We start from the raw sequence: 24,356 nt of genomic DNA, 5'->3' as shown, positions 1-24,356 counted from the left end.
ACAAAATTCGGACGTAATCTGGTGGACAAACCCCGATCAAGATTTCAAACCACTTTTTTGGTTTTCAATGCGGGTGATTGCCGGGCCTCGCAAGACCCGCGTGCGGGGTACCCCCGGGGAAGTACCTTGACGCATACGGCAGGCTGGCAATATCGCGACGGCTCCTGCTCGGAGACGGTGGAAAACGCCCGCCCAGGGGCCTCAGCGTTGATGCCTGGTGGATAACTTTCGAGCGGCAATTTGAATCCATTCCGGAGACTTGAATCCGGCATGATTTGAATTTGGGCATCAAAAAAGAGACACACCCTTTCGAGCGCATCTCTCTAAGCATTATTATACGTCAAGAACGGTATGGATTTCAAGTGGACAAATGCGGACAAACCCGGACATTTCCGGACATTTGCGGACACCTACCCCATGAAATACCCGCTGAATCGATCGAGGTCTCGAATCGCGGTGCCCAGCCGCCGGCGCACGGTACGCTCGCACACACCGTACTCTGCCGAGAGCTGGGCGTTGCTCTTTCCCTCGAGGTACTTCCGTTCGAGCAGCTCCCGCCGCTCATCGTCGGAGACCTGGTCGAGCGCGGTTACCAGCTCCCGCCGCAGGTCGTTGGCCTCCGAGGCGAGCTGCTCGCACTCCTGCCGCACGGCGATCGCCGTCTCCTTGATCACGTCCGGCTCTCCCCGCCGACGCCCAGCCTGCACGATGCCGCCCGTGCCCTCGGCCATGCTATCCCAGCGGTCCGCCTCTCTGCACTTCCGCGCGAGTCTATCAATCGCTATGGCATATTTCCTCAGCTTATTCTTCTTTTCTTCGAGCGTCATAAAAGAGAGTCCTCCTATTGGATAGTATGGAAGGGATATGGAGCGGAGATTCAACACAAAAGCCTATGGATAGTGGATTTGTGGAGACGTTTCTAACGTTGGAGGCTACCAGACGAACTTTTCCTAGCGTTTTTCAATGCTAGGGGAAAGTTCCGGTGACATCCTCCAAGCTGGCATCGTCTCCATCAAGGGCAGGGGGAGTCGGGGGAAAGAAGGCAGAATTGCTGCCCGACCTCCGTAAAGCCGACGTCCATGTACTCGTTGAAGCGGGCGTTTTTTTGCTTGCGGAATCCGTAGTGATCCTGCAACTCCATTGAAAACTTGGTTGTGGAGAGCGGGTACCGTTCTCCATTCTGCTCGCACCAGCGCCGGTAGACCCCGTATAAAACCATCGCCTGCAGCGAGTTGCCCGGGGCGCGTGTCAGGCAGTCCTCAACAAACTGCTGCATCCTGTCCATGTCCTTGCGATACTCCTCGTTGGCGTAGTCCACCGCCGCGCACGGCGGCAGCCCCTCGTTATACCAGCCGATCGCGCCGGCGATCGCCCAGTTGAGGATGCCCGATTTTTCCTCGCGCAGTTTATCCCCCAGCCGCCGATCAATTTTGTTCGCCGGGATCTGCGCCGTGAAAGGAATCATCTTGACGCGCCTCCAGATGCCGTCGTCCGAGCCGGTGATCTTTGGCCGGACGTTGGTTCCCATCATGATCTTGAACTCGGGGCGATATTCGATCTCGGCCTTATAGAGCATCCGGGCCGTAATCTTTTCGCCGCCGGTCATCTGCTTTACGATCCCCTCGTCGAGGCGGCAGCCGTCGTTGGGCTCGCTCGTCGTAACGAGGCGCGCGCCTTTAAGCCGCGCGACATCCGAGCTCGCGCCCCTGCTCCCGCGGTCCTTTTGCATGACCGTTTCAGCTTGGCTGTTCTTGGCGTAGTCCCCCATGATCGAGCTGATCGTGTCAAGGAAGGTGCTTTTGCCGTTTTTGCCGTTGCCGAAGAGGAAAAACACACACTGTTCGATCGTCGAGCCGGTCAGGCAGTAACCGACCGTGCGCTGCAGGTACAGTTGAAGTTCCTGATCTCCCCTCGTGACGTCCTCGAGGAAGTGGATCCAGCGGGGGCACTTGGCGTCCGGATTGAAGTCTACGTCGGCCAGCATCGACAGCATGAGCTTGCGGCTATGCGGGCGCAGGCGGCCTGTCTTGAGATTGATCACACCGTTCTGCACATTGAGGGCATCCTTATAGCGGTCAAACTCGTTGGGCAGCATCGGTATGCCCTCGAGGTGCTGCGCCTCCTTGATCATGGCCTCCTTGCTCTTGGAGCTGCGTGTACGCCGCACGAGCTTGAGCAGCGGCGCGGCCTCGTCGTCTGGTTTGCGCTTTGCCTCCCCCTCCATCTCGTCGAGCAGTTCGTCGGCCCGCCGTTTGACCTCCCCGGTCTGATCCTCCTGCCATCGCTTCCCTGTCCAGCAATACCACACCTTATCAACGTGGTCATAGCGCAGGTCCTTGTAGTTGGCGTCGCGGAACCGATGCGCGTTGCCGGTGTCGTCGTGCGTATACTTCGTGGGATTTTGAGGGATGACCTGGTCTTCCTCCTCCGCAGGCAGGTCGGAGGCCGCCGCGGCCGATTTGCCCGGGGGCGGCGGGGGCGGCTCGTCCGGCATCGGCGGCTGCAGGGAATCACTTGGCCGGTCATAGGGAACAAACACGTCTTTATGCCCCCTGCAGGCGATTTCCACCGTCCTCTGGCCGTAAGTCTTGCCTCCGCCGACCGAACGGTCCCATTTGGGCCGAAAGAGCGCAGATCGACGGAACATACGGTCCACCCGGTCCGGGTCCGCGCCGTACCAAAATGCCAGATGATTGGCCAGCCGCATATCGATTGAGGATTGATCGGGCGTACCGTCCTTGCGCTGTGGCACCTCTGCAGCAGAATAGGTCCCGTCATAAAGCCGCCGGAATGCCTCTCCGTTTCTGGATTTGTAGGCGATCTCCAGGATCTCCTCGTCCGAGAGATCGCGGACCGCTTCCCTCTGAGCTGACGCCGCCCTCTTTTGAGTATCCGCAGGAGATACAGACTTTGTTTGCAACTTCGTCTGCTCGGGCGGAGTATCATCGAAGTACCGCTTATAAAATGCGTCGAGCTCCTCGGTGCAGTCGCGCAGAGGATATGCGTCGCCATCCGGATCAAGGTAGGCGTTGCCCGTAACGGTAAAATACCGGCCGCTGTCGTAGACCTCGAGGCCGAGCATCGGCAGCTTGCGGCCGGTCCCGGGCAGCTTGCCGCGAAAGAGGATGTGCACGCCGGTACCGGAAGGGGATATCTCCGTATAACTCCGAAACGTCTCGACGATCTCCCTGGCCAGCTCGGATAGCTCCCCGCCGTCGACGCAGTGATCGATGTCGATCCCCGCGATGCCATTGGCAAACTCGATCCCGATGCCTTTGGCCCAGCCGAGGGAAACGGCCTTGACCGCGGCCTCGAAACTCCCCCATGTCTCCGGCTTGTTGCAGGAGGCAAACGTCAAATCGCCGCGTTCGTCCGGGAAGGGGCAGAGCGGGGCCTTGTCGGGGAATCTGTGGCAGACCCACTGGCGCAGGCTTCGCAAGCCCTCTGGGACTCTATCGTACACAGTATCACATCCGATCGTCTATCGTTATGCGGGATGATATTGGGCGGGGTCTCCGCACCCCACGTAATTACCGACAAAGACCCGCTGTTTTCCCTCGTCGGTTTTGAGGGTCAGGCGCGCGATACGCCCAACCAGCTGGTCACGCACCTTGTCGACCTCCTCCGGGCCTCTCACCCGAAGGCCAAGCCGCAGAAAGTCGTCCATCAGCCTGCGTGGCAGCTGGTCTTCGTAGAAATACCGCGTTGCAAGGCTCTGACCGACCTGGTCCCCCGCGATGATCATCCAAGTCAGCTCGCATACAGTAAGACCGTCCGCTTTTCCGCGGCCGGCCTCACATTTTGCGGCAGTGACGATAGCGAGCTGATTGCCGTCCTGCAGCACTTATCTCACCTCCGATGCGTCCTGCTGTATCATATCCATCAGATCCAAGCCCCGCCTGTACCTGCCCAAAAAGCCTCCATGCTTCGGGCGCGCCGGCGTTTTCCGCCATCATCGTTCCCGCCTTGTCCAATGTCTCCTGTATGGCACTCAAGAGCTTCAAGTGCCGCTGAGTTGACGCTGGATCCTCAATAGAGCGGTCGGTATATGGGACGTGGGTTTTCCTTGCCTGTTTTTCCCCGACCTTCTTTTCGGTTTTTTTACCGGGCTTTATGTCGGTACTTTCCTTCGATGAAATCATGTGCTTCCCTCCCCATCCGTGAGGCTCCGGCTCAATTTTCGCGCGGAAACAGAGCCCCAGAGCCTGCGCTTTCGAGCGGATCGATATCTCTGATCGACCGAGGTCGGCTGCGATCTCCGCCGCCGATTTATGTAAGGCGACCATCTGCCGCAGTTTGACGACCTCGTCCGGGTCCCAGCCCTTACGCTCCGCGCTCATTTCCGACCTCATCTCCCAAACTATGCATCAGTTTGATCTTATATCGCGGCTTCTCCCGATGGAGCAATCCCGCCACCAGGTGAGTTGCCGCAAGCACAATCGCTATCCCACATGAAAGAGAAATACCCACGAGGAAATAGTACACCATGAAGTTCATAAATTTGTCACTCCTTTTGACGCGCTTCTGTGGTTTGTAGCCGGCAGGGCCCGCCTTCCTTTCTGGCGGAAGCGTATGAATCGTGCTGCAGCTAATCATCGTCTTCCTCCCCTGGCAGTTCGTAGTCGCCGGCGATTGCCAGATTGGCGGCACGGGCTTCCAGCTGGCTCAGCTCCGCCTGCAGCTCGTCCAGCCGCCTCCTGCAAGCCTTAATTCCCGTGGCCGCGCAATCCGGGGCAGAGAGCTCGATGATCGACTTATAGATTCGATAGGCGGATCCCACCGCGTCCAAGAAGTCCGCAGTCGCATCCCGGGTTACTTCCTCCGGCAGAGCCTCGACACTGTTTTTTTCCGCGTCCTCGAGTTGATTACGCAAGGACATATTTTCCCGTCGCAGTTCAAAAACTCTCTTGAGCTTGTCCGTCAGCTCCTGGTCGATTCGGTCGTACTCCTCCTTCATCTCATGCCGTGCAGCCTCGAACGCCTCCTGCCGAATTTTCTCGCGCTCTTCGTCGTCGACTTCAACGACGGCAACGTCGATTGGTTCAAGCTCAAGCTCCCGTACCCGGCTTTCAAGTTCTGAGATTTGGCGCGCCCGAGCTGCCGCGCGTTCCCGCTCGACCCTCAAGCTTTCCTCTACCTGACTGGCCCGAAGTCTTTCGTCGGCGAGCTGCTTGACGGCTTTGTTGCGCTCCTTCACCACTGCCTCAAACTCCCGCTTGCTCATCTCGTCGACGGTCTTTTCCTCGCCATTTACAACATGCTTCTTGGCAAGAAAATCTTCGCGCTCGGCGTCGGGAACCTGCAGAAGGGCCACCAACTTGGTATAGCTCAAATTCCCAACCGGTTGGGAATTTGAATACTGCATGGCGATGTTCATAAAGTTCGTAGCCGTCTGCTGGCTGAACTCCACGGTATCCCTCAGCCAGTTGGTCCATTGCCCATGTGGCAGTTTTTGCTTCGCCTCGATGAGGCGGCGGCCGATCTCGATGATATTCTGCGCGGTCTGCTGCTTATAGAAATTGATCTCAGCCGTAATCGTATCAATCGTGCGCGGCGCGGGCTGTCCAACATCCACAGGAACAGGGGGGGCGGCCGGTGCCGCCATCATGTCCCGAACACTGAATTTCGCCATGCTCAGTCCCTCCCCTCGAGATATTCGGCCACCAATCGAAGGTAGTCCTTTGAAGCCGTGCAATTGGGGGAGTAATCCAGCAGCGGCCGCCCTGCATAGGTGGTTTCGGTCACCTTGACGGTATTGCGGATCTGTGTCTCAAAGACGGGATAGGGCTGTTCCTGCCGCATCCAGTCGTCCCCCTCCCGGCTGACGCGATTACGCTGGTACATGGTGAAAAAGCAGCCCGCCAGCCGCAGACGGTCGTTGCTGGTGCGTATGTCGTCGATCTGCTCGACGAGCTCCTGCAGGCCGTCGAATGCAAACCGGTCGATCTTGACCGGGATCAGGACGTCATCGCTGGCCATGAGCGCGTTGATCACGCTGATATTGATATCGGGCGCGTTGTCGATGACGCACCAGTCGTATTGATCGGCGACGACCTCGAGGGAGCTGCGCATCCGATAATCCCTTGTGCGGCTCGTATCCACCAGCAGCGAGCTGTTGGCGGTGAGCAGACCCATGTTTGCGGGCACCAAATCGAGCCGGGCGTATTGGGAATGGCGCACCACCTCGGCGATCGGCATCGCGCGGCCGGTGAGAACGTCGGCCACGCTTGGCAGGTCGTAGCTGTGCAGCCCGAAAAACTTCGAGGCATTCCCCTGCTTGTCGTTGTCGATCAGCAGGACGCGGGCTTTGTAGTTCGCGGCCAGAATATGGGCAATGTTGATCGCGCTGACCGTCTTTCCCACTCCGCCCTTGAGGTTGATGATGCTGATGACTCTCATGTTGTCTCCTCCCGGATACGGCGTTGCCGCCGCACTTAAAATGGTAGATCGTCCGCGGGGGCGGACATCTCTGAAAAATCACCGCTCACGGGGGCGGGCGGCGTAGCTTGTCCGTTGGTTTCAGGCGGCGGATCCGGCAAGCCCCTTCCGTCGTCCGCCCTCTTGCTGTCGCCGCCAAATTCGACGTGATCGACGATCAGCTCGACCGCACGGCGGCGGGCTCCGTTGCGGTCGTCGTAGCTGCGGGTTTCAAAGCGACCTTCGACGATGATGAATTTGCCTTTTGTGAAGTACTTACAGACGAATTCCGCCGACTGCCGCCAGGCGATCACGTCGAAGAAATCCGCTGTGCGTTTCCCATCCACAAGGTAGGGCCTGTCCACTGCCAGGCGGAAGCGGCACACCGAGATGCCGTTGGGCGTATGCCTCAGCTCCGGAGTCTCAACCAGCCGCCCGGTCATGACTGCTTTGTTCATCCTTTTCTTCATCCTTTCCCCAGCTCATGATGCAATTCAGTGCAGCCGCGTTGATCCGCGCCCTGCGCTTTTCAAGCTCTTCGGGCGAGGCGTCTCGATAGCATGTGTCAAAAAAGCGCACCTGCGTCGATCCAACGGCCATTTCCTTGACCACTTTCCCCGAGTAGAGATACTCCAGCAGCTCCGGTCCAGAGCGCGGCCGCTTTTCCATGCCATCACCTCGCTTTATGTTATGACGTGGACTTCCTCAATCTTGCCTGTCCCGCTGTTTTTCGACCTCGTCAATTCTCTGCTGCGCATACAGTACAATGGATGTCAGGTTATTCAGAGCCTCCTGCGCCTCGCTCACCGCTTTGCGCATGGCGGGCAGTTCCTCCGGATCCAGTTCGCGGTCACGGTAGATCTCTTTGATTGCCGCGTAGGCCCCCGAAACGCCGTCCTCTGCGAGCGCAAGGGAAAACATCATGTCTCCCACCGACTCTGGCTCGAAAAAATCCGGAAGATATTGGCCGAGGCGTGTCTTGTTTTTGAGATGCCACAAGGCAAGGTATTTCGTGTCGTACGCCGTGCACATCCGGTCCACCACGTCATCCGGCACCGGGGCCTTGTCGTTTTCGTAGTCGCTCAGCTGCCGGACCGATACCCCCAGCGCGCCGGCCGCATACTCCTGCGTCAGGGAGGCGTTTTCCCTGCACATCTTGTAATAATTCTTGCAGCAGTCGCTCATGGCCTAAACCGCCTCCTTGTGCGATAATATGTACATGAGGGGATCGATCTGGAGTGCCCTGCAGACGGCTCGCTCAAATGCGTCCGAGGCGGCCTTGGTCGTGCCGCACATGTATTTGCGCACGGTGCTGCCGGCATATCCGGTCGCTCTCCCCAGATCTTCGGAATCCCAGCGGCGGATATCCATCTGCTTCCGGATCTCCCCGCGCAGCTCTGGAGACGAGATCATCCGTCATCCTCCTCCGTGCCGGCAGGCAGACGGTAGTAGTTCGCATCCGCCCGCTTGATCTTCCGGATGCCGATTTCACGCAAATACCTGCCGAACGTCGAGACGGTCTCCGAAGGTTCCGCCATATCGCCGCACCACTCGACGTAAGCGTCGTACAACTCCTGTGCGCGAACCTCTCCTTCGTTGCCTCCGGCCTCAACGTAGGACCGCAGAAACGTCCGAATATTCGTGGCGGTCAGCTGAGGCGCGTCACTGAAAAGCAAGTCGAGATCGACCTCCCCCACCAGAATCCCCTGCAGGACAACCCGATGCAGCTCTTCACGGCGCGCGGCGGACATCCGGATGCTGTTGGCGTAATAGATGATCATCTGGAGCTTCTCCATGTCTAGGGCCACTCTCATATGCTGTCGCTTCCTTTCGTGATTTTGGCCAATGCGCCAAGCCGATAAAAGGTAACAATTGTTGACTTTTTCGGCAAAAAAAAGTAAAATAGACCTGACGGACCGCGTTTGACAGAACATGGCGTTACAACGTATGGGAAGTACGTATTTTGGGTGCTGTTTCTGGCGAATCGGATGTGTGGAACGGCCCGTCAGGTCGCGCAACGAGGACAATTTGACCGCAGCTTTTGGCAGGGCGCTGGTCAGGTTGTTTTTTCGTCGCATATTTTACTGTGCAATTGCATTATATTCTTATATCAGAGTTTTGTCAATGCTTTTATTCTGATTAAAGAGTGTTTTATTGGGGGTGAAATTTATTGCTGATATAGGGTACCGCGTCCATGAGATACTGAAAGAGAAACACCTGACTGCAGCCGCACTAGGCAAATATGCCAACATCAGTACCGGAAACATCAGTGACTGGAAGAGAAAAGGAACCAACCCATCATCTGACAGGCTTGCTCTTATATCGGAATTTTTAGGCGTCTCTCTGGAGTATCTTATTACCGGAAAAGAAAAAAGCTCACCACCCCTCCGGGATGACGAGCGCGAACTGCTCAAGTACTACAATGCACTGACAGAACTGGAGCGCGGAAAGATCCTCGCAAGACTGGAGGACAAAGCTAAGGAGGCTGATGTCTTGCCGGGGCGTGTCGGATAAGGCGGCAAGGAAACATCATCTTTGTGGTCTTTGACTGACACCGGAGGCGCTGCTTTATTCGTCAAAGGACATTATAGTGTGACCAAACGATTGGGGGGCTGTATATTGGGGTGGGAGAAATGGATCGACGTCCACAACATAAGTGATCAAATGAAGCGGCAAGCCTCTGCTTCGAAGGCCGAATGTACACCCTTATTTCTTGACAGAGACACAATGTCAGCGCTCTTTAACGGTAGTAGCGTCTACACAACCACCACCGATTCTTGCACTTGCGTTGATTTTTCCCGCAGAAAACTTCCATGCAAACATATGTACCGTCTGGCTATGGAATTAAACCTATTGGACGGCGACTTTAAATCCGATGTGAAAAAGACCAAAGGATATATTAAATCAGTATCACTTCCCCTAAGCGAGGGTGTTGCCATTGTTGAAAAGGCAACCGAGGCGGCTCAAAAAACGTTAATGGAATTTATTGGATACTATTCAAATGCTGATGAACAACCGCAGATATTACCCAAAACAATATCACTGCAGCAATTATTACAATTAAATATCCTAGATAAAGTTTCTGAGTGCAACTTCGACTTGAGGCTTTTTAGCCGTGGCGAACTATACAAACGTCTCATGCCATATTTTGAAAACGGCACCTGCAAGAAAAAAATCGTGGAAAGAGCAGGTGGCGTGGATAGAATCCAATGCGCCTGGGATTATTGAGTGCATAGGCATACCCACTATCGAGTTAACATTAAATGAGAGATTTCGTAGCATACGACGCAAAATTTATTCATATTTACATAGGAAGTTTACTTTTAGTAATGATCCATTTTTTCAGGACTCCAGTACGATAACATATTCGGCGAGCATCCCTCTGCTTGGGGGCTCTCCCTCTTTGAATCGCGTTCCGCCCGAAGATGAAGTTACCGCTTTATTATTAAAATATAATTCGGATCCTCACAGGAAATAAAGAATGCCGCCCCCGATTGGGGCGGCATCACTTTTAAGGAGTCGGTTATGCCCTATCTGATGTACCTGAGAAAATCCCGTGCAGACGTCGAGGCCGAGGCCCATGGAGCGGGGGATACCCTCGCCCGCCACCAGGATGAGCTTCTGCGAGCGGCAAAGCGCCTGAATCTGCCCGTCTCAAAAATATACCGGGAGATCGTCTCCGGGGATAGCATTGCCGCCCGTCCCGTCATGCAGCAGCTGCTCGACGAGGTCGAGCGCGGCATGTGGGAGGGCGTCCTGGTCGTTGAGGTGGAACGTCTGGCGCGCGGGGATACGATCGATCAGGGCATCGTGGCGCAGGCATTCAAGCTGAGCCACACCAAGATCGTCACACCGGCGAAGATCTACGACCCCAACAACGAGTTCGACGAAGAGTATTTCGAGTTCGGCCTTTTCATGAGCCGCCGTGAATATAAAACGATCAACCGCCGCCTGCAGCGCGGGCGGGTTGCCTCCGTCATGGAGGGGAAGTACACCGGCAACATACCGCCCTATGGATATACGCGCGTAAAGCTGCAAAATGAAAAGGGATGGACGCTCGAGCCCGATCCCGACGAGGCTGAAACCGTTCGCCTCATTTTTGAGCTTTACACGCTCGGGACCACTGATCCTGACGGAACAACCACAAGACTGGGCTCAAAGAAGATCGCGAACCGGCTCAACGACCTGCACATACCGACCCGGAAGGGCGGTTTGTGGACCTACAACTCTGTTGTGGCAATTCTGGAAAACCCCGTTTACTGCGGGCAGCTACGGTGGAACCGCCGGCCGGGCGTCAAGTCGATCTCGGGCGGCGATGTGAAAATTTCGCGCCCTAAAAAACGTGACTATATCGTCACGCAAGGCCGCCACGAGCCGATCATCTCACGGGAGACATGGGATGCGGCCCAGGAGAACATTGCACACAACCCGCCTATCCGGTTTGACGCGCATAAGCAAATGCGAAATCCCCTCGCGGGGCTCCTCGTCTGCGGTGTTTGCGGCCACATGATGGTACGGAGGCCATATGCAAATCGCCAAGCATCTATGATCTGCCAATACCCCGGTTGCCCGAACGTCAGCGCCGATTTGCCGCTTATCCTCGCGAAGGTCCGGATGTCGCTCCAAGAATGGTTGGAGGAATATCGTTTGTCGATCGAAGGAGTCCATGACAAAAAGCCCGCGGGTATCGAAGCCGCAGAGAAGAGCGTCCGCCGCCTTGAAAAGGAGCTGGCGACGCTGGATCACCAGCTGAGCAAGGCACACGACCTGCTTGAGCAGGAAATATACAGCGTTGAGATCTTCCTGTCTCGAACCCAAAGCATCTCCAGCCGCAGGCAGGAACTCCAGAACCAGCTCGACGAGCTGCAGCGTGAAGCCGATACGTATCGGCAAGCCGTGGCCGGGCGTGAAAAGATTATACCCAAAGTAGAGAATCTACTAAATGTATTTGATTCAACCATGGATCCGGCGCAGCTGAACCAACTGTTGAAAGAGGTCATCGACAAGATCGTATACACCAAGGCGCGGGGCGGGCGGCACGGTGATCCCAGCGACTTCAAAGTCGACCTATTCATGCGTCTTCCATAGTCATATATATAATTCTTGCGCTAAAGAGCTTGCCCACATCGAGATGGTCTCCGCGATCATCTACCAGCTCACCCGCTGCATGACGCCCGAAGAGATCAAGCGCAGTGGCTTCGACACCTATTTTGTCGACCACACCGCGGGCGTTTACCCGCAGGCCGCCTCGGGCTACCCCTTCTCGGCCTCCGTGCTCCAGGTCGCCGGCGACACCCTTGCCGACCTCTACGAGGACCTCGCGGCCGAGCAGAAGGCCCGCAAGACCTACGACAACATCCTGCGCCTCGCCGACGATCCCGACGTGCGCGACCCGATCAAGTTCCTGCGGGAACGCGAAGTCGTGCATTTCCAGCGGTTCGGCGACGCGCTGCGCATTACCCAGGAGAACCTCGACGCGAAGAACTTCTACGCGTTCAACCCGAGCTTCGATAAAAAATGCAACCCGCCCCAGAAGCTCTTCTCGCCTCCCTGCACATCCGACGCCGCGGCTGCTCCCGCCTGCGGCTGCGGCTGCGCCCAGCAGGCGCAGCCCTGCCAGCCCTGCGCCCAGCCCCGCTCCTGCGCGCCGGTCAACAACGCCTGCGGGTGCGGATGCGCGGTTCCCGCCGCGGAACCTGCCTGCGGATGCGCGAACGCGGTCCCGGACACCGTCTGCGGATGCACGACCGTCGTGACGGAAACGACCTGCGGCTGTGCCGCCGTCGCTGCGGACGCCGCCTGCGGATGCGCCGCCGCGATGCCCGAGAAGCCGGCCTGCGGCTGTGTGGAGACCCCGCCGGTCTACAGCTCCTTTGTGCCCAATCCGATCGGCATGAACAACTGCGGCTGCGCACCCCAGCCCGCCCCCTACGCCAAGCGCAATAAGCGCGGCGGCTGCGGCTGCGGCTGACCAGCTTTCCCCGCGCGTCTGCTCTTTGCTTTGGCAAATCACGATATCCCCGAGGGTCCCCGTTTACCGGGGGCCCTCTTTTTGCGCCCGCTTTGGCGCAAAAGGGGAGGGGCCCGCCGGGCGGGCCCCTCCCCTTTCGACCGGATTATTCGCCGCCCAGCGTGATGCGGATGCCGTCGTGGGCGGCGACCGCGCCGGGGAATTCCGCCCGCGCGCGGCCGATCCACTCCTGCGGGTCGGCGAGCGCGGGGCTGTAGTGGGTCAGCCACAGCCGCCGGGCGTCCGCCCGCGCGGCCAGGCGCGCGCTCTGGGAAAAGAGGCTGTGCATCTTTTCCCGGAGCTTTTCCTCCATCGCGTCGTCGCCGTACATTCCCTCGGCGATCATCAGGTCCGCGTCCCGCGCGAATTCGGCGATCGCGGGGATGGGCAGCGTGTCGGTGCAGTAGCAGACGGAAAGCGGCCTGCGCGCGCCGTCGAGCACCTGCTCCGGCTCGATCCGCCGCCCGTCCGGCAGCGTCACCGCCTCCCCCGCGTGCAGCGTGCGGTAGAGCGGTTTGGGGATTCCGAGCGCCTCAGCCTTTTGCGGGTTGAAGACCGGCTTGCGGGCCACCCGCACCCGGTAGCCGAAGCAGGGGATGCGGTGCTTGAGGGGAAGGCTGGAGACGGTCAGTCCGTCCCAGCCGTCCAGCGCGTCCCCGGCGCCCAGCTCGACGAGCTCGACCGGATAGGGCACCGGCGCGATCATCATCAGGGCGGGCACGACGTACCGCAGGCCGGGCGGCCCCGCGATCGTAAGCGGGGAGGTCTTGCCGCTGTTGCCCGCCGAGAGCAGCAGCCCGGGCAGCCCGGCGACATGGTCGGCGTGGTAGTGGGTGATCAGCAGGGTGTCCAGCCGGCTCAGCCGGCACCCGGCCGCCCGCAGCGCGAGCTGGGTCCCCTCGCCGCAGTCAATGAGCAGCGCGCGGCCCTGGTATTCCATCCAGCAGCAGGTGAGCCAGCGGTTCCCCAGCGGCATGAAGCCGCCCGTTCCCGGCAGACAGACCGACAGCATCCAAATTCCCCCTTTATCCGCGGATATTCCTATTATAGCACGGCGGGGGACGGTCTTTCCTCCCGCGGTTGACTTTTCAGGCAAAATGATGCAGAATGTGATTAAAATATGTGGCTCGTCTGGAAAGATCGTGCATCAAAACGCGCCTTTCCGCACACTTATTAAAAAGAAGCGGCGCGGACAACGGCTTTGTGTTTCCGCCCGCCCGAAACGACACCACCGCAGCATGAAGAAAGAAAGGATTTCGATCAAAATGTCTGTCAAACGGATTACCGCAATCTGCCTGGCGCTCGTCATGATGCTTTCCCTGGCAGTCGGCGCGTCTGCGGCATCAAACTACAGCCTCAAGGTCCAGAATAAGTATGTCCAGTTTTACAGGGGGGGAAGCCTCACCGGGTCCTATCTCTCCAAGGACGGGGCGGTGTCCCTCACCTCGAGCAAGGGCGACCTGCTCGTCTGCTTCACCGACTCGACCGGGAAGTCCCGCCGGATCACGCTGGGCAGCCAGTCCGACCTGGGCGTCACCGGCTCGCTTCCCTCGCTTTCCCTCTCCAAGACGCTTGACAGCGACGTTCAGGTGACCATCGGCGGCACGGTCGGCACGCTGACCGTAGCGGGCGCCAACAAGGTCACCGTCTCGCGCGGCGCGACGGTCACGACCGCCAAGCTCACCAGCAGCAAGGCCAAGCTGACCGCTTCGAGCGGCTCCAGCGTCAAATCGGTGACCGCCGTGACCAAATCGTCCGTCTCGGGCACCGTCGGCTCCCTCAAGACGGGAAGCGGCAGCGATTCGGACAGCACGAGCGGTTCCTCCGCCCTCAAGCTGAGCACCCGGACGATCGACGCCGATTACGGCGACAGGCTCAGCTCGCTTCAGGACGACCTGGAGGAAAACGTCACCGCCTCCTATAACGGCCGCAAGGTGTCGGGCAGGGTGAGCTGGGTCTCCTCCGGCAGCACCGCGATCCGCCGCAGCGGCACCGTGCGCTTCCTTTTCACCCCCGACAGCAGCAGCTACAAAAAGACCTACGGCTCGATCTACATCGACGTGGACGGGGGCGACGACGATGAGGACAGCAGCACGAGCAACACCGGCGTCAAGCTGACCACCAAGACGATCCGCGCCGATTCGGGCGACCGCCTGCGCGACCTGGAGGACGACCTCGAGGACAACGTGAAGGCCACCTACGACGGCAAGACGATCTCGGGCGAGGTGAGCTGGGATTCCTCCCGCTCCACCGTCGTCAAGAAGAGCGGCAGCTACAAATTCGTCTTCGAGCCGGACAGCAGCCGGTATAAGACCACGACCGGCACCATCCGCATCACCGTGGACGGCGATGACGATGACGACGATGACGACGTCGAGCTGCGCATCGGCTCGATCAACGTCAAGAACACCTCCACCCGCCTGCGCAGCCTCGTGAGCGAGCTTGAGGACGAGGTCGACGCCTACGACGATGACGGAGACCGCATCAGAGGCGAGGTCAAATGGGTCTCCGACACCACCCGCGTGACCAAGACGGGCTACTATGAGTTTTACTTCATCCCCGACAGCAGCAAATACGACCGGGTGCGCGACGAGATCAAGATCACCGTCAACGGCAGCGGCTCGAGCTCGAGCAGCAGCAAGAAGCTGACCCTCAAAACCGACAGCTTCAAGGCCGACAAGGACGACCGCCTCTACTACTACGAGGACAAACTCGAGGACAACGTCACCGCCCGCAACAGGGACGGCGACAAGGTGAGCGGCAAGGTCAAGTGGGTCGATGAGAGCGCCCGAATCACCAAGACGGGCAACTACGACTTCTACTTCATCCCTGACAGCAGCAAGTACGAGAAGACCCGCGGGCAGATCAAGATCACCGTCAGCGGCAGCGGCAGCGGCGCGGTCCACTTCAGCACCTCCTCCTTCCGCGCGGACAAGAACGACCGGCTCTACGAATACGACGACGAGCTCGAGGACAACGTGCACGCCTACAATTCGGACAACGACCGGCTGGACGGCGATTTCGAGTGGGTCGACGAGGACACCAAGATCACCAAGAGCGGCTACTACAGCTTCTATTTCTATCCCGACAGCAGCAAATACGACCGGACCAAGGGACAGATCAAGATCAACGTCCGCTGACAAACGAACGAAAAAAGGCGGCCCGCGCTCGGCGGGCCGCCTTTTGGATTCCCGGGGACTATTTTACGTCGAAGCGGTAGATGGTCGTGTGGTCATAGAGCTCGCCCGCCCGCAGGATGGGGTTCGGCCACTCGGGGTGATTGACCGAGTCGGGCGCGAACTGCGTCTCGAGGCAGAGGCCCCCCCGTTTCTCATAGTAGCAGCCCTCCTTGCCGAGCTGGGTGCCGTCGATGAAGTTGCCCGAATAGAACTGCACGCCAGGCAGGGTCGTCAGGCAGGTCATATGCCTTCCGCTCGCCTCGTCCCACATTTCGGCGCAGGGGCCGAGCTCGCCCGCGGGGGAATTGAGCACCCAGTTGTGGTCGTAGCCGCCGCCGTAGTTGAGCGGGAGATAATCCGCGTCGATCCGCTCCCCCACCCTGTGGTAATCGCGGAAGTCCATCGGCGTGCCCTCCACCGGCAGGACCCTGCCGGTCGGGATGCTCTCGACGTCCGCCTCGGTGAAATGGTCGGCGTAAATTTTCAGCCGCTGGCCGAGGATCGTGCCTGAGTTGTGGCCCGCGAGGTTGAAGTAGGCGTGGTTGGTGAGGTTGCAGACGGTGTCCGCGTCGCTCGCCGCCTCGTAGTGCAGGACCAGCTCGTTCCGGTCGGTGAGGGTATAGGTCATCGTGACGCTCAGGGCGCCGGGGTAGTGTTCCTCCCCGTCGGGGCTCACCAGCCGCAGGCGCAGCGCCTGCCCCTCCTCGCAGGAGATCACCTTGCAGGCCCACAGCTTCTGGTCAAAGCCGACCGTGCCGCCGTGCAGGTGGTTGACGCCGTTGTCGTTGAGCGCGAGCTGGTACTCCTTCCCGTTGAGGGTGAACCGGCCCTTGCCGATACGGTTCGCGCAGCGGCCCACCGCCGCGCCAAGATAGTATTTATTCACCTTGTAGCCCGCGTAATCCCCGTAGCCGAGAATGACGTCGGCCAGCTTTCCATCGCGGTCGGGCGCGAGGATCGACACGAGGTGGCCGCCGAAGTCGGTCGCGGACACCTGCATGCCGTTTTTGTTCCGCATCGTATAAAGGGTCGACTGTCCCAAGTCGGTCATCAAATAGGGGGCCTGGGTGATCGTTGTCATCTCTACCGCTCCTTCTCCTCATCTCTGTCATAAATTGCGAACATGCTTCTATTATAGGCGCGTTTGCCCGGAAAGTAAAGCGGCCCGCCGTTTGGCGGGCCGCTTTTTATTCCGCCGTCCCGGCGGGGGCGGTTTCATTTTTCTCCGTGTCCCGGGCCTCCCGGCGCGACGCGATCACGATCAGGGTGCCGCGCGCGACCTCGATGCGCGCCGTATCGGCGGAAAACTCGTTGCTCACCCCGATCGGCATCGACGGGGAGAGCCGCGCCCCGGTGAGCGGGTATTCCACCCCGCGCAGCGTCACGCCCTCACATTCCCCGGCGGCGAAGACCGACAGATACCATCCCTCCATGCGGGGCAGCTCGAGCGCGCCGTCCCTGACCGCCCAGGCGCGGTTGTCCGCCGAGAGGATGACTCCCCGCGCGCCCTGCGTGCAGAGCCAGCAGAGGGCCTGCAAATTGGCGACCGTGTGGTCGAGCCTGCCGCCCAGCGCGCCGACGATCACGAACTCCCGGCAGCCGCGGCTGAGCCCCAGCCGCAGCCCCGTCATCGTGTCGGTGTCGTCCTTGCGCACGGGGGTGCGCACCACTTCGACGTCCGGGGCGATCTCCCCGCCGTAGGAGTCGAAGTCCCCGACCGCGAGGGCGGGCTTCAGCCCGAGCCGCAGCGCGGCGGGATAGCCCGCGTCGCACGCGATCACGAGGTCGCCCGGCGCGGCTTTCAGTTCCACGCCGGCGCGGTCCCCGGACGGCCCACCCGCGACCAGGAGACAGCGGCCCGTCCCCCTGGGGGCGGGCCGTCTCTTTACGCGCATGCAGTCGGGCGGGTTGGGGCGCGTCTTATGGAAGGTGATGCACGCTTCGCAGTCCCCGTGGCGGGGGCAGTCTCGCGGGCAGGCGCAGTCGGGATTCTTCGGCATCATTTTTTCTCCTGCGGGTCCTTCAGTTCCCATTCCTTCAGCTTCTTCGCGTCTTCATAGAGTGCGCGGTAGCTCGCGTGGCGCGACGGGTGGATCTTCCCCTCCCGCAGCGCCTCGAGCACGGCGCACCCCTTTTCCACCGTGTGGGAGCAGCCGGTAAACCGGCAGTTCCCTGAAAATTCAGCGAATTCCGGGAAGCAGCCGGCGAGCTCCTCCTTGCGGATAATCTCGTACCGTTCGAGGTCGACCGCCGAAAAGCCCGGCGTGTCGGCGATCCAGCCGTCCTCCCCGATGGGGTAGAGCTCGACGTGGCGGGTGGTGTGCCTGCCGCGGCCGAGCTTGCGGCTCGTCTCCCCCGTCGCGATCGACAGCCGCCCGTCGATGCGGTTGAGTAAGCTCGATTTGCCCACGCCCGTGTTGCCGGAAAAGGCGCTGATTCCGTGGGAGAGCGCCGCGCGGATTTCTTCGAGGCCCTCGTCGCTCTGCCGGGAGACGGCGAACACCGGGATGCCGACCGTCCGGTAGATCTCCTCGAGCGCGTCGGGTCCGCCGAGGTCGCTCTTGGTGATGACGAGCATCGGACGGATCTCCTTGTGGCAGGCGATCGCCATCAATTTATCGATGACGAGCGCGTTGGGCGCGGGGTCGGAGACCGAGGCCACGATCACAAAGGTGTCGACGTTGGCCAGCGGCGGGCGCACGAGGGCGTTTTTGCGGGGCAGGATCGCCGTGACGTATCCGGACGCCTCCCCCGTCGGCTCGAGCTCGACGCGGTCCCCGACCAGCGGGCTCACCCCCTCCTTGCGGAAGAGACCGCGCGCGCGGCACTCATGGAGGACGCCGTCCGCCTGCACGTAATAAAAGCCTCCCGTCGCCTTGACGATCAGTCCTGTGCGCTTGTCCATCGCCGTTACTCAGCGAAGTCGGACGAGTAGTCGTCCAGCAGGTAGTAGCCGTTCTCGTCGAAATCGAGGTCGTAGACCTGGTAGAGCTCGCCGTCGAAGTAGATCTTGACCGACGCGTAGCCCTCGCCAGTGAAGTAGGCGGGCCATCTGCCCAGCTCGGCCGGGTTGACCGTCTCCTTCTGCACCTCGGTGCCGTCCTGCGTCGCCGTCATCTCGACCATCCGGTCGACCCCCGCGGGCAGCGGGATGATGAGGCGCAGGCGCTTGTTCGACTCCGCCGTGCCCGCGATCGTGATGTCGACCGGCGTGCGCGGCGACACCTGGGAGTCCTCCGCCGGACTCTGGCTGACGACGAGGCCGTTCATCGCCTCGTCCTCGTAGTCCTCGTCGTAGGTGATCTTGCCCACCAGCAGGCTGCGCTGCTGGAGCAGGAGCTTGGCGTCGTCGAGGCTGATCCCCTCGAGCGGGGGCACCGTCACCAGCTTCTCCTCGCGGCCCATGCTCTTATAGACGGTGACGATGTCGCCCGCCGCCACCTGATCCCCCTCGGAGGGGATCGTCTGCACGACGCTGCCCGCCGGGACGGTGTCGCTGTACATCTGCTTGGGGTCGGCCGTCAGCCCCCACTCGGTCAGCTTGGCGACGACCTGCTCGTAGTCCTGGCCCGAAAAGTCGGGCAGCGTGACCATCTGCTTGCCCTTGCTGATCTTGACGCGGATTTCCGAGCCGACCTTGACCGTCGTGCCCTCCTTGGGGCTCTGCTCGTAAATGACGCCCTTGTCATAGTCGGTGTTGTAGACCGGGTCGTCCTCCGGGACGATCTCGAACTCCTCGTATTTGGGGGAGACGCGCACCACGTCGTATTTTTCTCCCACGAGGTTGGGGACCTTCTTGTCCTCGACGCTCGCGAAGGGGTTGTTGAGGTAGATCATCCAGCCGATGAAGGCGGCCGACACGATGACGAAGGCGGCCGTCACCCCCGCGAGCACCGGGATGACCGGGGCGCGGCAGGGCTTGTCCTTTTTCTTTTTTTCCTTCTTGCCGCGGCGGGCGTTCTGGATGGCGTCGGAATATTTGCTGTCGTCGTGCGCGAGGGGCGCGCTGAGGTACTTGTACTCGAAGGAGATGGAGGGGTCTCGCTTAAACTCGTCGATGTCGCGGAGCATCTGCGCCGCCGACTGGTAGCGCTTGCCCGCGTCCTTCTCCATCGCGTGCATCGTAATCTCCTGGAGGCCCTCGGGGATCGAGGGGTTCACTTCGCGGGGGAGCACCGCCTTGGACTGGATCTGCTTGAGCGCCACCGACACCGGCGTGTCCGCCTCGAAGGGCACCTTGCCGGTGAGCATCTCATAGAGCATCACGCCCACCGAATAGATGTCGGTGCGCGCGTCGATCGTGTCGCCCGCCGCCTGCTCGGGGGAGATGTAGTGCACCGAGCCGATCGCCTTGTCGGTGAGGGTGCGCGTTTCGCTGCGCGCGAACCGCGCGATGCCGAAGTCGGTGATCTTGATCGTGCCGTCCGAGAGGAGCATGATGTTCTGCGGCTTGATGTCCCGGTGAACGATCCCCTTGTCGTGCGCGTGCTGGAGGGCCCGCAGGATCTGGACGGTGAAATGCACCGCCTCCTTCCACTTGAGCACCTTCTCCTGCTCGATGTATTCCTTGAGGGTGATGCCGTCGATGAACTCCATCACGATCGACTGGAGCCGGTCGGAAAAGCTCACGTCGTACACCCGCATGATGTTGGGGTGGTTCAGCACCGCCATCGCCTTCGATTCGTTCTTGAACCGGCGGCGCATGTCGGCGTTGTCCATATATTCCTCGCGCAGAATCTTGACGGCCACGATTCGGTCCTCGATGGTGTCGTACGCCTTGTAGACGTTTGCCATCCCGCCGATGCCGATGATCTCCATGATCTCATATCTGCCGTCGAGCTTCTTGCCCAGATATTTATCCATCAAAATTGTCCTCCCGCTTATTTCGCGACAACGACGGCCGTGATGTTGTCCGGCCCGCCCGCCTTGTTCGCTTCGTCGATCAGCAGGAAGATGTCCTGCTCGCTTGCGCACGTGGTAATGAGCTCCATATGTTCCTCCGGCGGCGCGTAGTTATAGAGCCCGTCGGTGCAGAGCAGCAGCCTCCCCGACGGGAAGGGCTGTTCCATGTACTCCACTTCCACCGTCCGCTCCACGCCCAGCGCGCGGGTGATATAGTTGCGTTTCGGGTGGCTGCGCGCCTCCCGTTCGGTGATCTCGCCGCTCTCGATGAGCAGCTGCACCACGCTGTGGTCCCGCGTGATCCGCCTCAGGGGCCCGCCCTCCGCCGCCAGGTAGGCGCGGCTGTCGCCCGCGTGCGCGATATAGAGCATGTCTCCCAGCAGCACCGCCGCGACCACCGTGGTCCCCATGCCGCGCAGAGCCTCGTCCGCCGCGCCCATGTCGTAGATCACCGCGTTGGCCGCCGTGACCGCCGAGAGCAGCAGCGGCTTTATCGAAGCCGGGAGGGGATGCGCCGCCAGCCCGCGCGAAAGCGCCTGACCGATGATCTCCACCGCCCGTGAGGAGGCGATGTGGCCGCCGTTTTCGCCGCCCATCCCGTCGCACAGCACGACATAGGCCGTGGACGCGTCGACGATCTCATGGACATAGGCGTCCTGGTTCGTCGCACGCACACAGCCCTTGTCGGTGCCGCCAAATATCCGTATCAATTGAAATCCCCCTTTTCCGCGCGCGGCGTCCTGCCTCGAATCGCCCGCCGCGGCTCATGTCCGCCCCGCGGACCCGGCCCTATTCCAGCGCGGCGTCCTGCCGCCGCAGCTGCCCGCAGGCCGCGCTGATGTCCGCGCCCAGCTCCCGGCGGATGGTCGCGTTGACCCCCAGCCGCTGCAGCTCGTGCTGGAAACGCTCGATCGCGGCACGGTCCCCCCGCCGGTAGCCCGTCTCCGCGACGGGGTTCACCGGGATGAGGTTGACGTGCGCGCCCATGCCGCGCAGCCGCGCGGCAAGCTCCGCCGCGTGCTCCGGCGCGTCGTTCACGCCGGCGATCAGTGCATATTCAAACGAAATCCGCCGCCCGGTGGCTTCAAAATAGTCGCGGCAGGCCTCCAGCAGGCGGTCGATATGATACTTTTTGTTGATTGGCATGGAAAGATTCCGAATCGTATCATTCGGCGCGTGCAGCGACACCGAGAGGGTAAGCTGCAATTTCCGCTTTGCGAGCTCGTAGATCCGGTCGACCAGCCCGCAGGTGGAGAGGGAGACGTGCCGCAGGCTGAGGTTCAGTCCCCGCGCGTCCGAAAGAATCTCCAGAAACGCCATCACGTTGTCGAAGTTGTCGAGCGGCTCGCCGATGCCCATGAGCACGACGCCGTCCACCCGCTCGCCGCTGTCCGCCTGCGCGGTGTAGACCTCGTCGAGCATCTCGGAGGCGGTCAGGTCGCGCACGCGGCCCGCCAGCGTCGACGCGCAGAATTTGCAGCCCATCCGGCAGCCCACCTGCGTCGAGATGCACAGCGAGTTGCCGTGGCGGTAGCGCATCAGCACCGCCTCGACGCAGTTGCCGTCCCGCAGCTCATACAGGTATTTTACCGTACCGTCTATGTTGGAAACAAGTCTTTTTTTGATACGGATGGCGTTTATGTAGAACTTTTCGTCAAGCTGACCGCGCAGAGAGGCCGGGAGATTGCTCATTTCGGCAAATGTGGACACCCTTTTTTCGTGCAGCCAGCCGAAAATCTGCCCCGCGCGAAAGCGCGGCAGCCCCAGCTCCGCGACCGCCGTTTCCAGTTCCGGGAATGTATAGGATTTCAGGTCCAGCCCGCCCATTCGTTCACCGCCCCGCAGTCAAAATGTTTGGCCCGATCACCGCCGCTCGAGGCAGGCGGTGAAAAAGCCGTCGGTATCCTCCCGCTCCCCCGTGTGGGTCTCCTGCGAGATCAGGCCAAAGCCCCCGTTCTCCGCGAGGAACCGCTCGACGACCCGCTCGTTTTCCGCCGGAAGCAGCGTGCAGGTGGAATAGACCAGCCGCCCGCCGCTCCTAAGGTATTGTGAGGAGGTTTGCAGGATTTTATACTGGATTTCCGGCAGATTCTGGATGCTCTCGGGGGACTTGTACTTGATCTCCGGCTTGCGGCGGATGACCCCGAACCCCGAGCAGGGCACGTCGCAGAGCACCCGGTCGAATTCCCCGAGCGCCGGGTCGTACACCCCAGCGTCCCCCGCCGAGGCGGTGACGATCGACACGCCCAGGCGGCGCGCGCCCTTTGCCACCAGATCGGCGCGCTTTTGGTGCAGGTCGCGCGCGACCACCTCTCCGCGGTTTTCCATCCGCTCGGCGATCGTGAAGGTCTTGCCGCCCGGCGCGGCGCACGCGTCGAGCACCCGCTCGCCCGGCAGCGCGCCGAGCGCCTCGGCGCAGAGCTGGGAGGCGCGGTCCTGCACGTGGAAGAGCCCCTCCGTAAAAGCGGGCAGCGTCTCGACGGCGAGCCTGCCCCGCACCGCCACGCAGCCGTCGGGCGGAGCGGCCGGGACGGCTTCCGCCCCCTCCGCCGCGAGCCGCTCGCAGAGCGCCTCCGGCGTGGTCCGCAGGGTGTTGGCGCGCAGGTAGACGGGCGCCTTGCCGAGCGAGCCCGCGAGCATCCGCAGGGCGGCCTCCTCCCCGTAGGAGGCGAGCCACTCCTCCACCAGCCAGGTGGGACAGGAATAGTCGACCGCGAGCTGTCCGGCGCGGGAGCTCCCCGCGGGCGGGACGGCCTTGCCGTCCCGCAGGAAGGCGCGCAGCACCCCGTTCACGAACCCCGAGGCGCGCGCGCAGCCGAGCGATTTTACAAGGTTGACGCTCTCGCTCACGGCGGCGTAGTCGTCCACGCCGTCCATGTAGAGGAGCTGGCAGACCCCCATCCGCAGGGAAGCGCGCACCGCCGGGGTGAGCGCGGAAAGCGGCTTGGCGGAGTAGCGCGCGAGGATGTGGTCGATCGTGAGCATCCGCTCGAGCGTACCGTAAAAGAGCGCGGCGGCAAATGCGCCGTCGCGCGGGGAAAGTCCGTTTTTGGCGGACAGCGCGTCGATCACGAGGTTGGAGTAGGCGCCCGCCCCCTCCATCCGCATCAGCGCCTGCGCCGCCGCCGTACGTGCATCCTTCATGGCGCGGCCCCGGTCAGTCGCGCCGGCGGTTGCCGAAGAGAAGGATCAGCCGCATCAGCTGCGCCACCGAGACGAGCAGCGCCGCCACATAGGTCAGCGCCGCCGCGCGGAGCACCTTGCGGGCCCCCTCCAGCTCCCGGCGGTCGAGGAAATTTCCGTTCTCGAGCGTCGCGAGCGCGCGGGAGGAGGCGTTGAACTCGACCGGCAGCGTCACGAGCTGGAAGACGGCGACGAGGGAAAAGAGCAGCAGCCCGATATCCACAAGCGTCCCCGAGAGGAAGAGCCCGACGATGATGAGCGGGATCGACAGCTTGGAGCCGAAATTGGTGATCGGGATGATCGCGTTGCGGAAGGTGAGCGGCGCGTAGTGGGTCGCGTGCTGCACCGCGTGGCCGCACTCGTGGGCCGCCACGCCGAGCGAGGCGACCGAGTCGCTGTCGTACACCCCGGCCGAGAGGCGCACCACCCGTTCGCCGGGGTCGTAGTGGTCGCTGAGCTTGCCGGCGACGCGCTCGACGCGCACGCCCGTGAGGCCGTTGTCGTCGAGGATGCGGCGGGCGGCCATCGCGCCCGTCATCCCGCGGGAGACGCGCACCCGCGAATAGCGGTTGTACGCGCCCGAGACCTGCGCCTGCGCCCACGCCGCGAAGAGCAGCGCGGGCACGACGAGGATCAGATAGTAGTGGTCAAACGGATAAAACATC

At 61.1% G+C, this 24,356-nt stretch carries 26 protein-coding genes; 5 read left to right on the top strand and 21 right to left on the bottom strand.

Annotated features, from left to right (window positions below; translation table 11 throughout):
* Positions 1–410: 410 nt before the first annotated feature.
* The 12 genes from NE609_RS06435 to NE609_RS06380 all read right to left on the bottom strand — a co-directional run bounded on the left by NE609_RS06435 (position 411) and on the right by NE609_RS06380 (position 8,231).
* A complete protein-coding gene (locus NE609_RS06435; protein WP_256152049.1) occupies positions 411–827 on the bottom strand; it encodes a DUF1492 domain-containing protein in 417 nt (138 codons plus the stop codon).
* Between the two features lie 185 nt (positions 828–1,012).
* Positions 1,013–3,463: a phage/plasmid primase, P4 family gene (locus NE609_RS17785; protein WP_256152048.1), complete on the bottom strand. Its 2,451-nt coding sequence runs from the start codon at positions 3,461–3,463 to the stop codon at positions 1,013–1,015.
* A 24-nt stretch (positions 3,464–3,487) separates the two neighbouring features.
* On the bottom strand, positions 3,488–3,745 hold the full coding sequence (locus NE609_RS06425; protein ID WP_256152047.1) for a hypothetical protein: 258 nt from the start codon (positions 3,743–3,745) through the stop codon (positions 3,488–3,490).
* Between the two features lie 49 nt (positions 3,746–3,794).
* Positions 3,795–4,340: a hypothetical protein gene (locus NE609_RS06420; protein ID WP_256152046.1), complete on the bottom strand. Its 546-nt coding sequence runs from the start codon at positions 4,338–4,340 to the stop codon at positions 3,795–3,797.
* Positions 4,324–4,497, bottom strand: coding sequence for a hypothetical protein (locus NE609_RS06415; RefSeq protein ID WP_256152045.1), 174 nt, complete (start codon positions 4,495–4,497; stop codon positions 4,324–4,326). Before NE609_RS06415 ends, NE609_RS06420 begins: the two co-directional genes overlap by 17 nt.
* A 91-nt stretch (positions 4,498–4,588) precedes the next feature.
* Positions 4,589–5,632, bottom strand: a complete 1,044-nt coding sequence (locus NE609_RS06410; protein ID WP_256152044.1) for a DUF3102 domain-containing protein — start codon at positions 5,630–5,632, stop codon at positions 4,589–4,591.
* A 2-nt stretch (positions 5,633–5,634) separates the two neighbouring features.
* Positions 5,635–6,399, bottom strand: a complete 765-nt coding sequence (locus NE609_RS06405) for a ParA family protein (RefSeq protein ID WP_256152043.1) — start codon at positions 6,397–6,399, stop codon at positions 5,635–5,637.
* Between the two features lie 35 nt (positions 6,400–6,434).
* Positions 6,435–6,875, bottom strand: coding sequence for a single-stranded DNA-binding protein (locus tag NE609_RS06400; protein ID WP_101548970.1), 441 nt, complete (start codon positions 6,873–6,875; stop codon positions 6,435–6,437).
* On the bottom strand, positions 6,841–7,086 hold the full coding sequence (locus NE609_RS06395; protein ID WP_256152042.1) for a hypothetical protein: 246 nt from the start codon (positions 7,084–7,086) through the stop codon (positions 6,841–6,843). Before NE609_RS06395 ends, NE609_RS06400 begins: the two co-directional genes overlap by 35 nt.
* 36 nt (positions 7,087–7,122) lie before the next feature.
* Positions 7,123–7,602 (bottom strand): helix-turn-helix transcriptional regulator, encoded by a 480-nt coding sequence (locus NE609_RS06390; RefSeq protein ID WP_256152041.1) that lies wholly within the window; start codon positions 7,600–7,602, stop codon positions 7,123–7,125.
* Between the two features lie 3 nt (positions 7,603–7,605).
* Entirely contained in the window at positions 7,606–7,830 is a 225-nt protein-coding gene (locus tag NE609_RS06385) for a hypothetical protein (RefSeq protein ID WP_256152040.1), read from the bottom strand.
* Complete coding sequence (locus NE609_RS06380; RefSeq protein WP_256152039.1) at positions 7,827–8,231, bottom strand: hypothetical protein; 405 nt, start codon at positions 8,229–8,231, stop codon at positions 7,827–7,829. Before NE609_RS06380 ends, NE609_RS06385 begins: the two co-directional genes overlap by 4 nt.
* A gap of 346 nt (positions 8,232–8,577) precedes the next feature.
* Here NE609_RS06380 and NE609_RS06375 point away from each other — a divergent pair, with 346 nt between their 5' ends.
* The 4 genes from NE609_RS06375 (at position 8,578) to NE609_RS17780 (ending at position 12,388) form a co-directional block, all read left to right on the top strand.
* On the top strand, positions 8,578–8,931 hold the full coding sequence (locus tag NE609_RS06375) for a helix-turn-helix domain-containing protein (protein ID WP_256152090.1): 354 nt from the start codon (positions 8,578–8,580) through the stop codon (positions 8,929–8,931).
* Positions 8,932–9,009: 78 nt separating this feature from the next.
* Positions 9,010–9,645 (top strand): SWIM zinc finger family protein, encoded by a 636-nt coding sequence (locus NE609_RS06370; protein ID WP_256152038.1) that lies wholly within the window; start codon positions 9,010–9,012, stop codon positions 9,643–9,645.
* A gap of 297 nt (positions 9,646–9,942) precedes the next feature.
* Positions 9,943–11,505 (top strand): recombinase family protein, encoded by a 1,563-nt coding sequence (locus NE609_RS06365; protein WP_256152037.1) that lies wholly within the window; start codon positions 9,943–9,945, stop codon positions 11,503–11,505.
* Positions 11,459–12,388 carry a manganese catalase family protein gene (locus tag NE609_RS17780; RefSeq protein ID WP_370867147.1) on the top strand — a complete coding sequence of 310 codons (930 nt, stop codon included), beginning with the start codon at positions 11,459–11,461 and terminating at the stop codon, positions 12,386–12,388. Before NE609_RS06365 ends, NE609_RS17780 begins: the two co-directional genes overlap by 47 nt.
* Positions 12,389–12,533: 145 nt before the next feature.
* On the opposite strand, the gene NE609_RS06355 is transcribed toward NE609_RS17780, so the two are convergent.
* Positions 12,534–13,439 carry a ribonuclease Z gene (locus NE609_RS06355; protein ID WP_256152036.1) on the bottom strand — a complete coding sequence of 302 codons (906 nt, stop codon included), beginning with the start codon at positions 13,437–13,439 and terminating at the stop codon, positions 12,534–12,536.
* 253 nt (positions 13,440–13,692) lie between these two features.
* Between NE609_RS06355 and NE609_RS06350 the strand changes: the two genes are divergently transcribed.
* Positions 13,693–15,567 carry a hypothetical protein gene (locus NE609_RS06350; RefSeq protein WP_256152035.1) on the top strand — a complete coding sequence of 625 codons (1,875 nt, stop codon included), beginning with the start codon at positions 13,693–13,695 and terminating at the stop codon, positions 15,565–15,567.
* A gap of 58 nt (positions 15,568–15,625) precedes the next feature.
* On the opposite strand, the gene NE609_RS06345 is transcribed toward NE609_RS06350, so the two are convergent.
* The 8 genes from NE609_RS06345 to NE609_RS06310 form a co-directional block, all read right to left on the bottom strand.
* Positions 15,626–16,687: an aldose epimerase family protein gene (locus NE609_RS06345; protein WP_256152034.1), complete on the bottom strand. Its 1,062-nt coding sequence runs from the start codon at positions 16,685–16,687 to the stop codon at positions 15,626–15,628.
* Positions 16,688–16,793: 106 nt separating this feature from the next.
* Positions 16,794–17,606, bottom strand: coding sequence for a thiamine diphosphokinase (locus NE609_RS06340; protein ID WP_256152033.1), 813 nt, complete (start codon positions 17,604–17,606; stop codon positions 16,794–16,796).
* The gene (gene rsgA / locus NE609_RS06335; protein ID WP_121586902.1) at positions 17,606–18,511 is read right to left on the bottom strand and encodes a ribosome small subunit-dependent GTPase A; all 906 of its coding nucleotides are present in this window, start codon (positions 18,509–18,511) and stop codon (positions 17,606–17,608) included. Before rsgA ends, NE609_RS06340 begins: the two co-directional genes overlap by 1 nt.
* A 5-nt stretch (positions 18,512–18,516) precedes the next feature.
* Positions 18,517–20,469, bottom strand: a complete 1,953-nt coding sequence (gene pknB / locus NE609_RS06330) for a Stk1 family PASTA domain-containing Ser/Thr kinase (RefSeq protein WP_256152032.1) — start codon at positions 20,467–20,469, stop codon at positions 18,517–18,519.
* 17 nt (positions 20,470–20,486) lie between these two features.
* Positions 20,487–21,218 carry a Stp1/IreP family PP2C-type Ser/Thr phosphatase gene (locus NE609_RS06325; RefSeq protein WP_121586904.1) on the bottom strand — a complete coding sequence of 244 codons (732 nt, stop codon included), beginning with the start codon at positions 21,216–21,218 and terminating at the stop codon, positions 20,487–20,489.
* Between the two features lie 79 nt (positions 21,219–21,297).
* On the bottom strand, positions 21,298–22,335 hold the full coding sequence (gene rlmN, locus NE609_RS06320) for a 23S rRNA (adenine(2503)-C(2))-methyltransferase RlmN (protein WP_121586905.1): 1,038 nt from the start codon (positions 22,333–22,335) through the stop codon (positions 21,298–21,300).
* A gap of 36 nt (positions 22,336–22,371) precedes the next feature.
* Positions 22,372–23,652 (bottom strand): 16S rRNA (cytosine(967)-C(5))-methyltransferase RsmB, encoded by a 1,281-nt coding sequence (rsmB, locus tag NE609_RS06315; RefSeq protein WP_256152031.1) that lies wholly within the window; start codon positions 23,650–23,652, stop codon positions 22,372–22,374.
* A gap of 13 nt (positions 23,653–23,665) precedes the next feature.
* Positions 23,666–24,355, bottom strand: coding sequence for a zinc metallopeptidase (locus tag NE609_RS06310; protein WP_121586907.1), 690 nt, complete (start codon positions 24,353–24,355; stop codon positions 23,666–23,668).
* Between the last annotated feature and the right edge of the window lies 1 nt (position 24,356).

The sequence above is a fragment of the Anaerotruncus sp. DFI.9.16 genome, from assembly GCF_024461615.1.
Classification (GTDB): domain Bacteria; phylum Bacillota; class Clostridia; order Oscillospirales; family Ruminococcaceae; genus Anaerotruncus; species Anaerotruncus massiliensis.
This window is presented reverse-complemented; position numbering and strand designations above follow the sequence as displayed.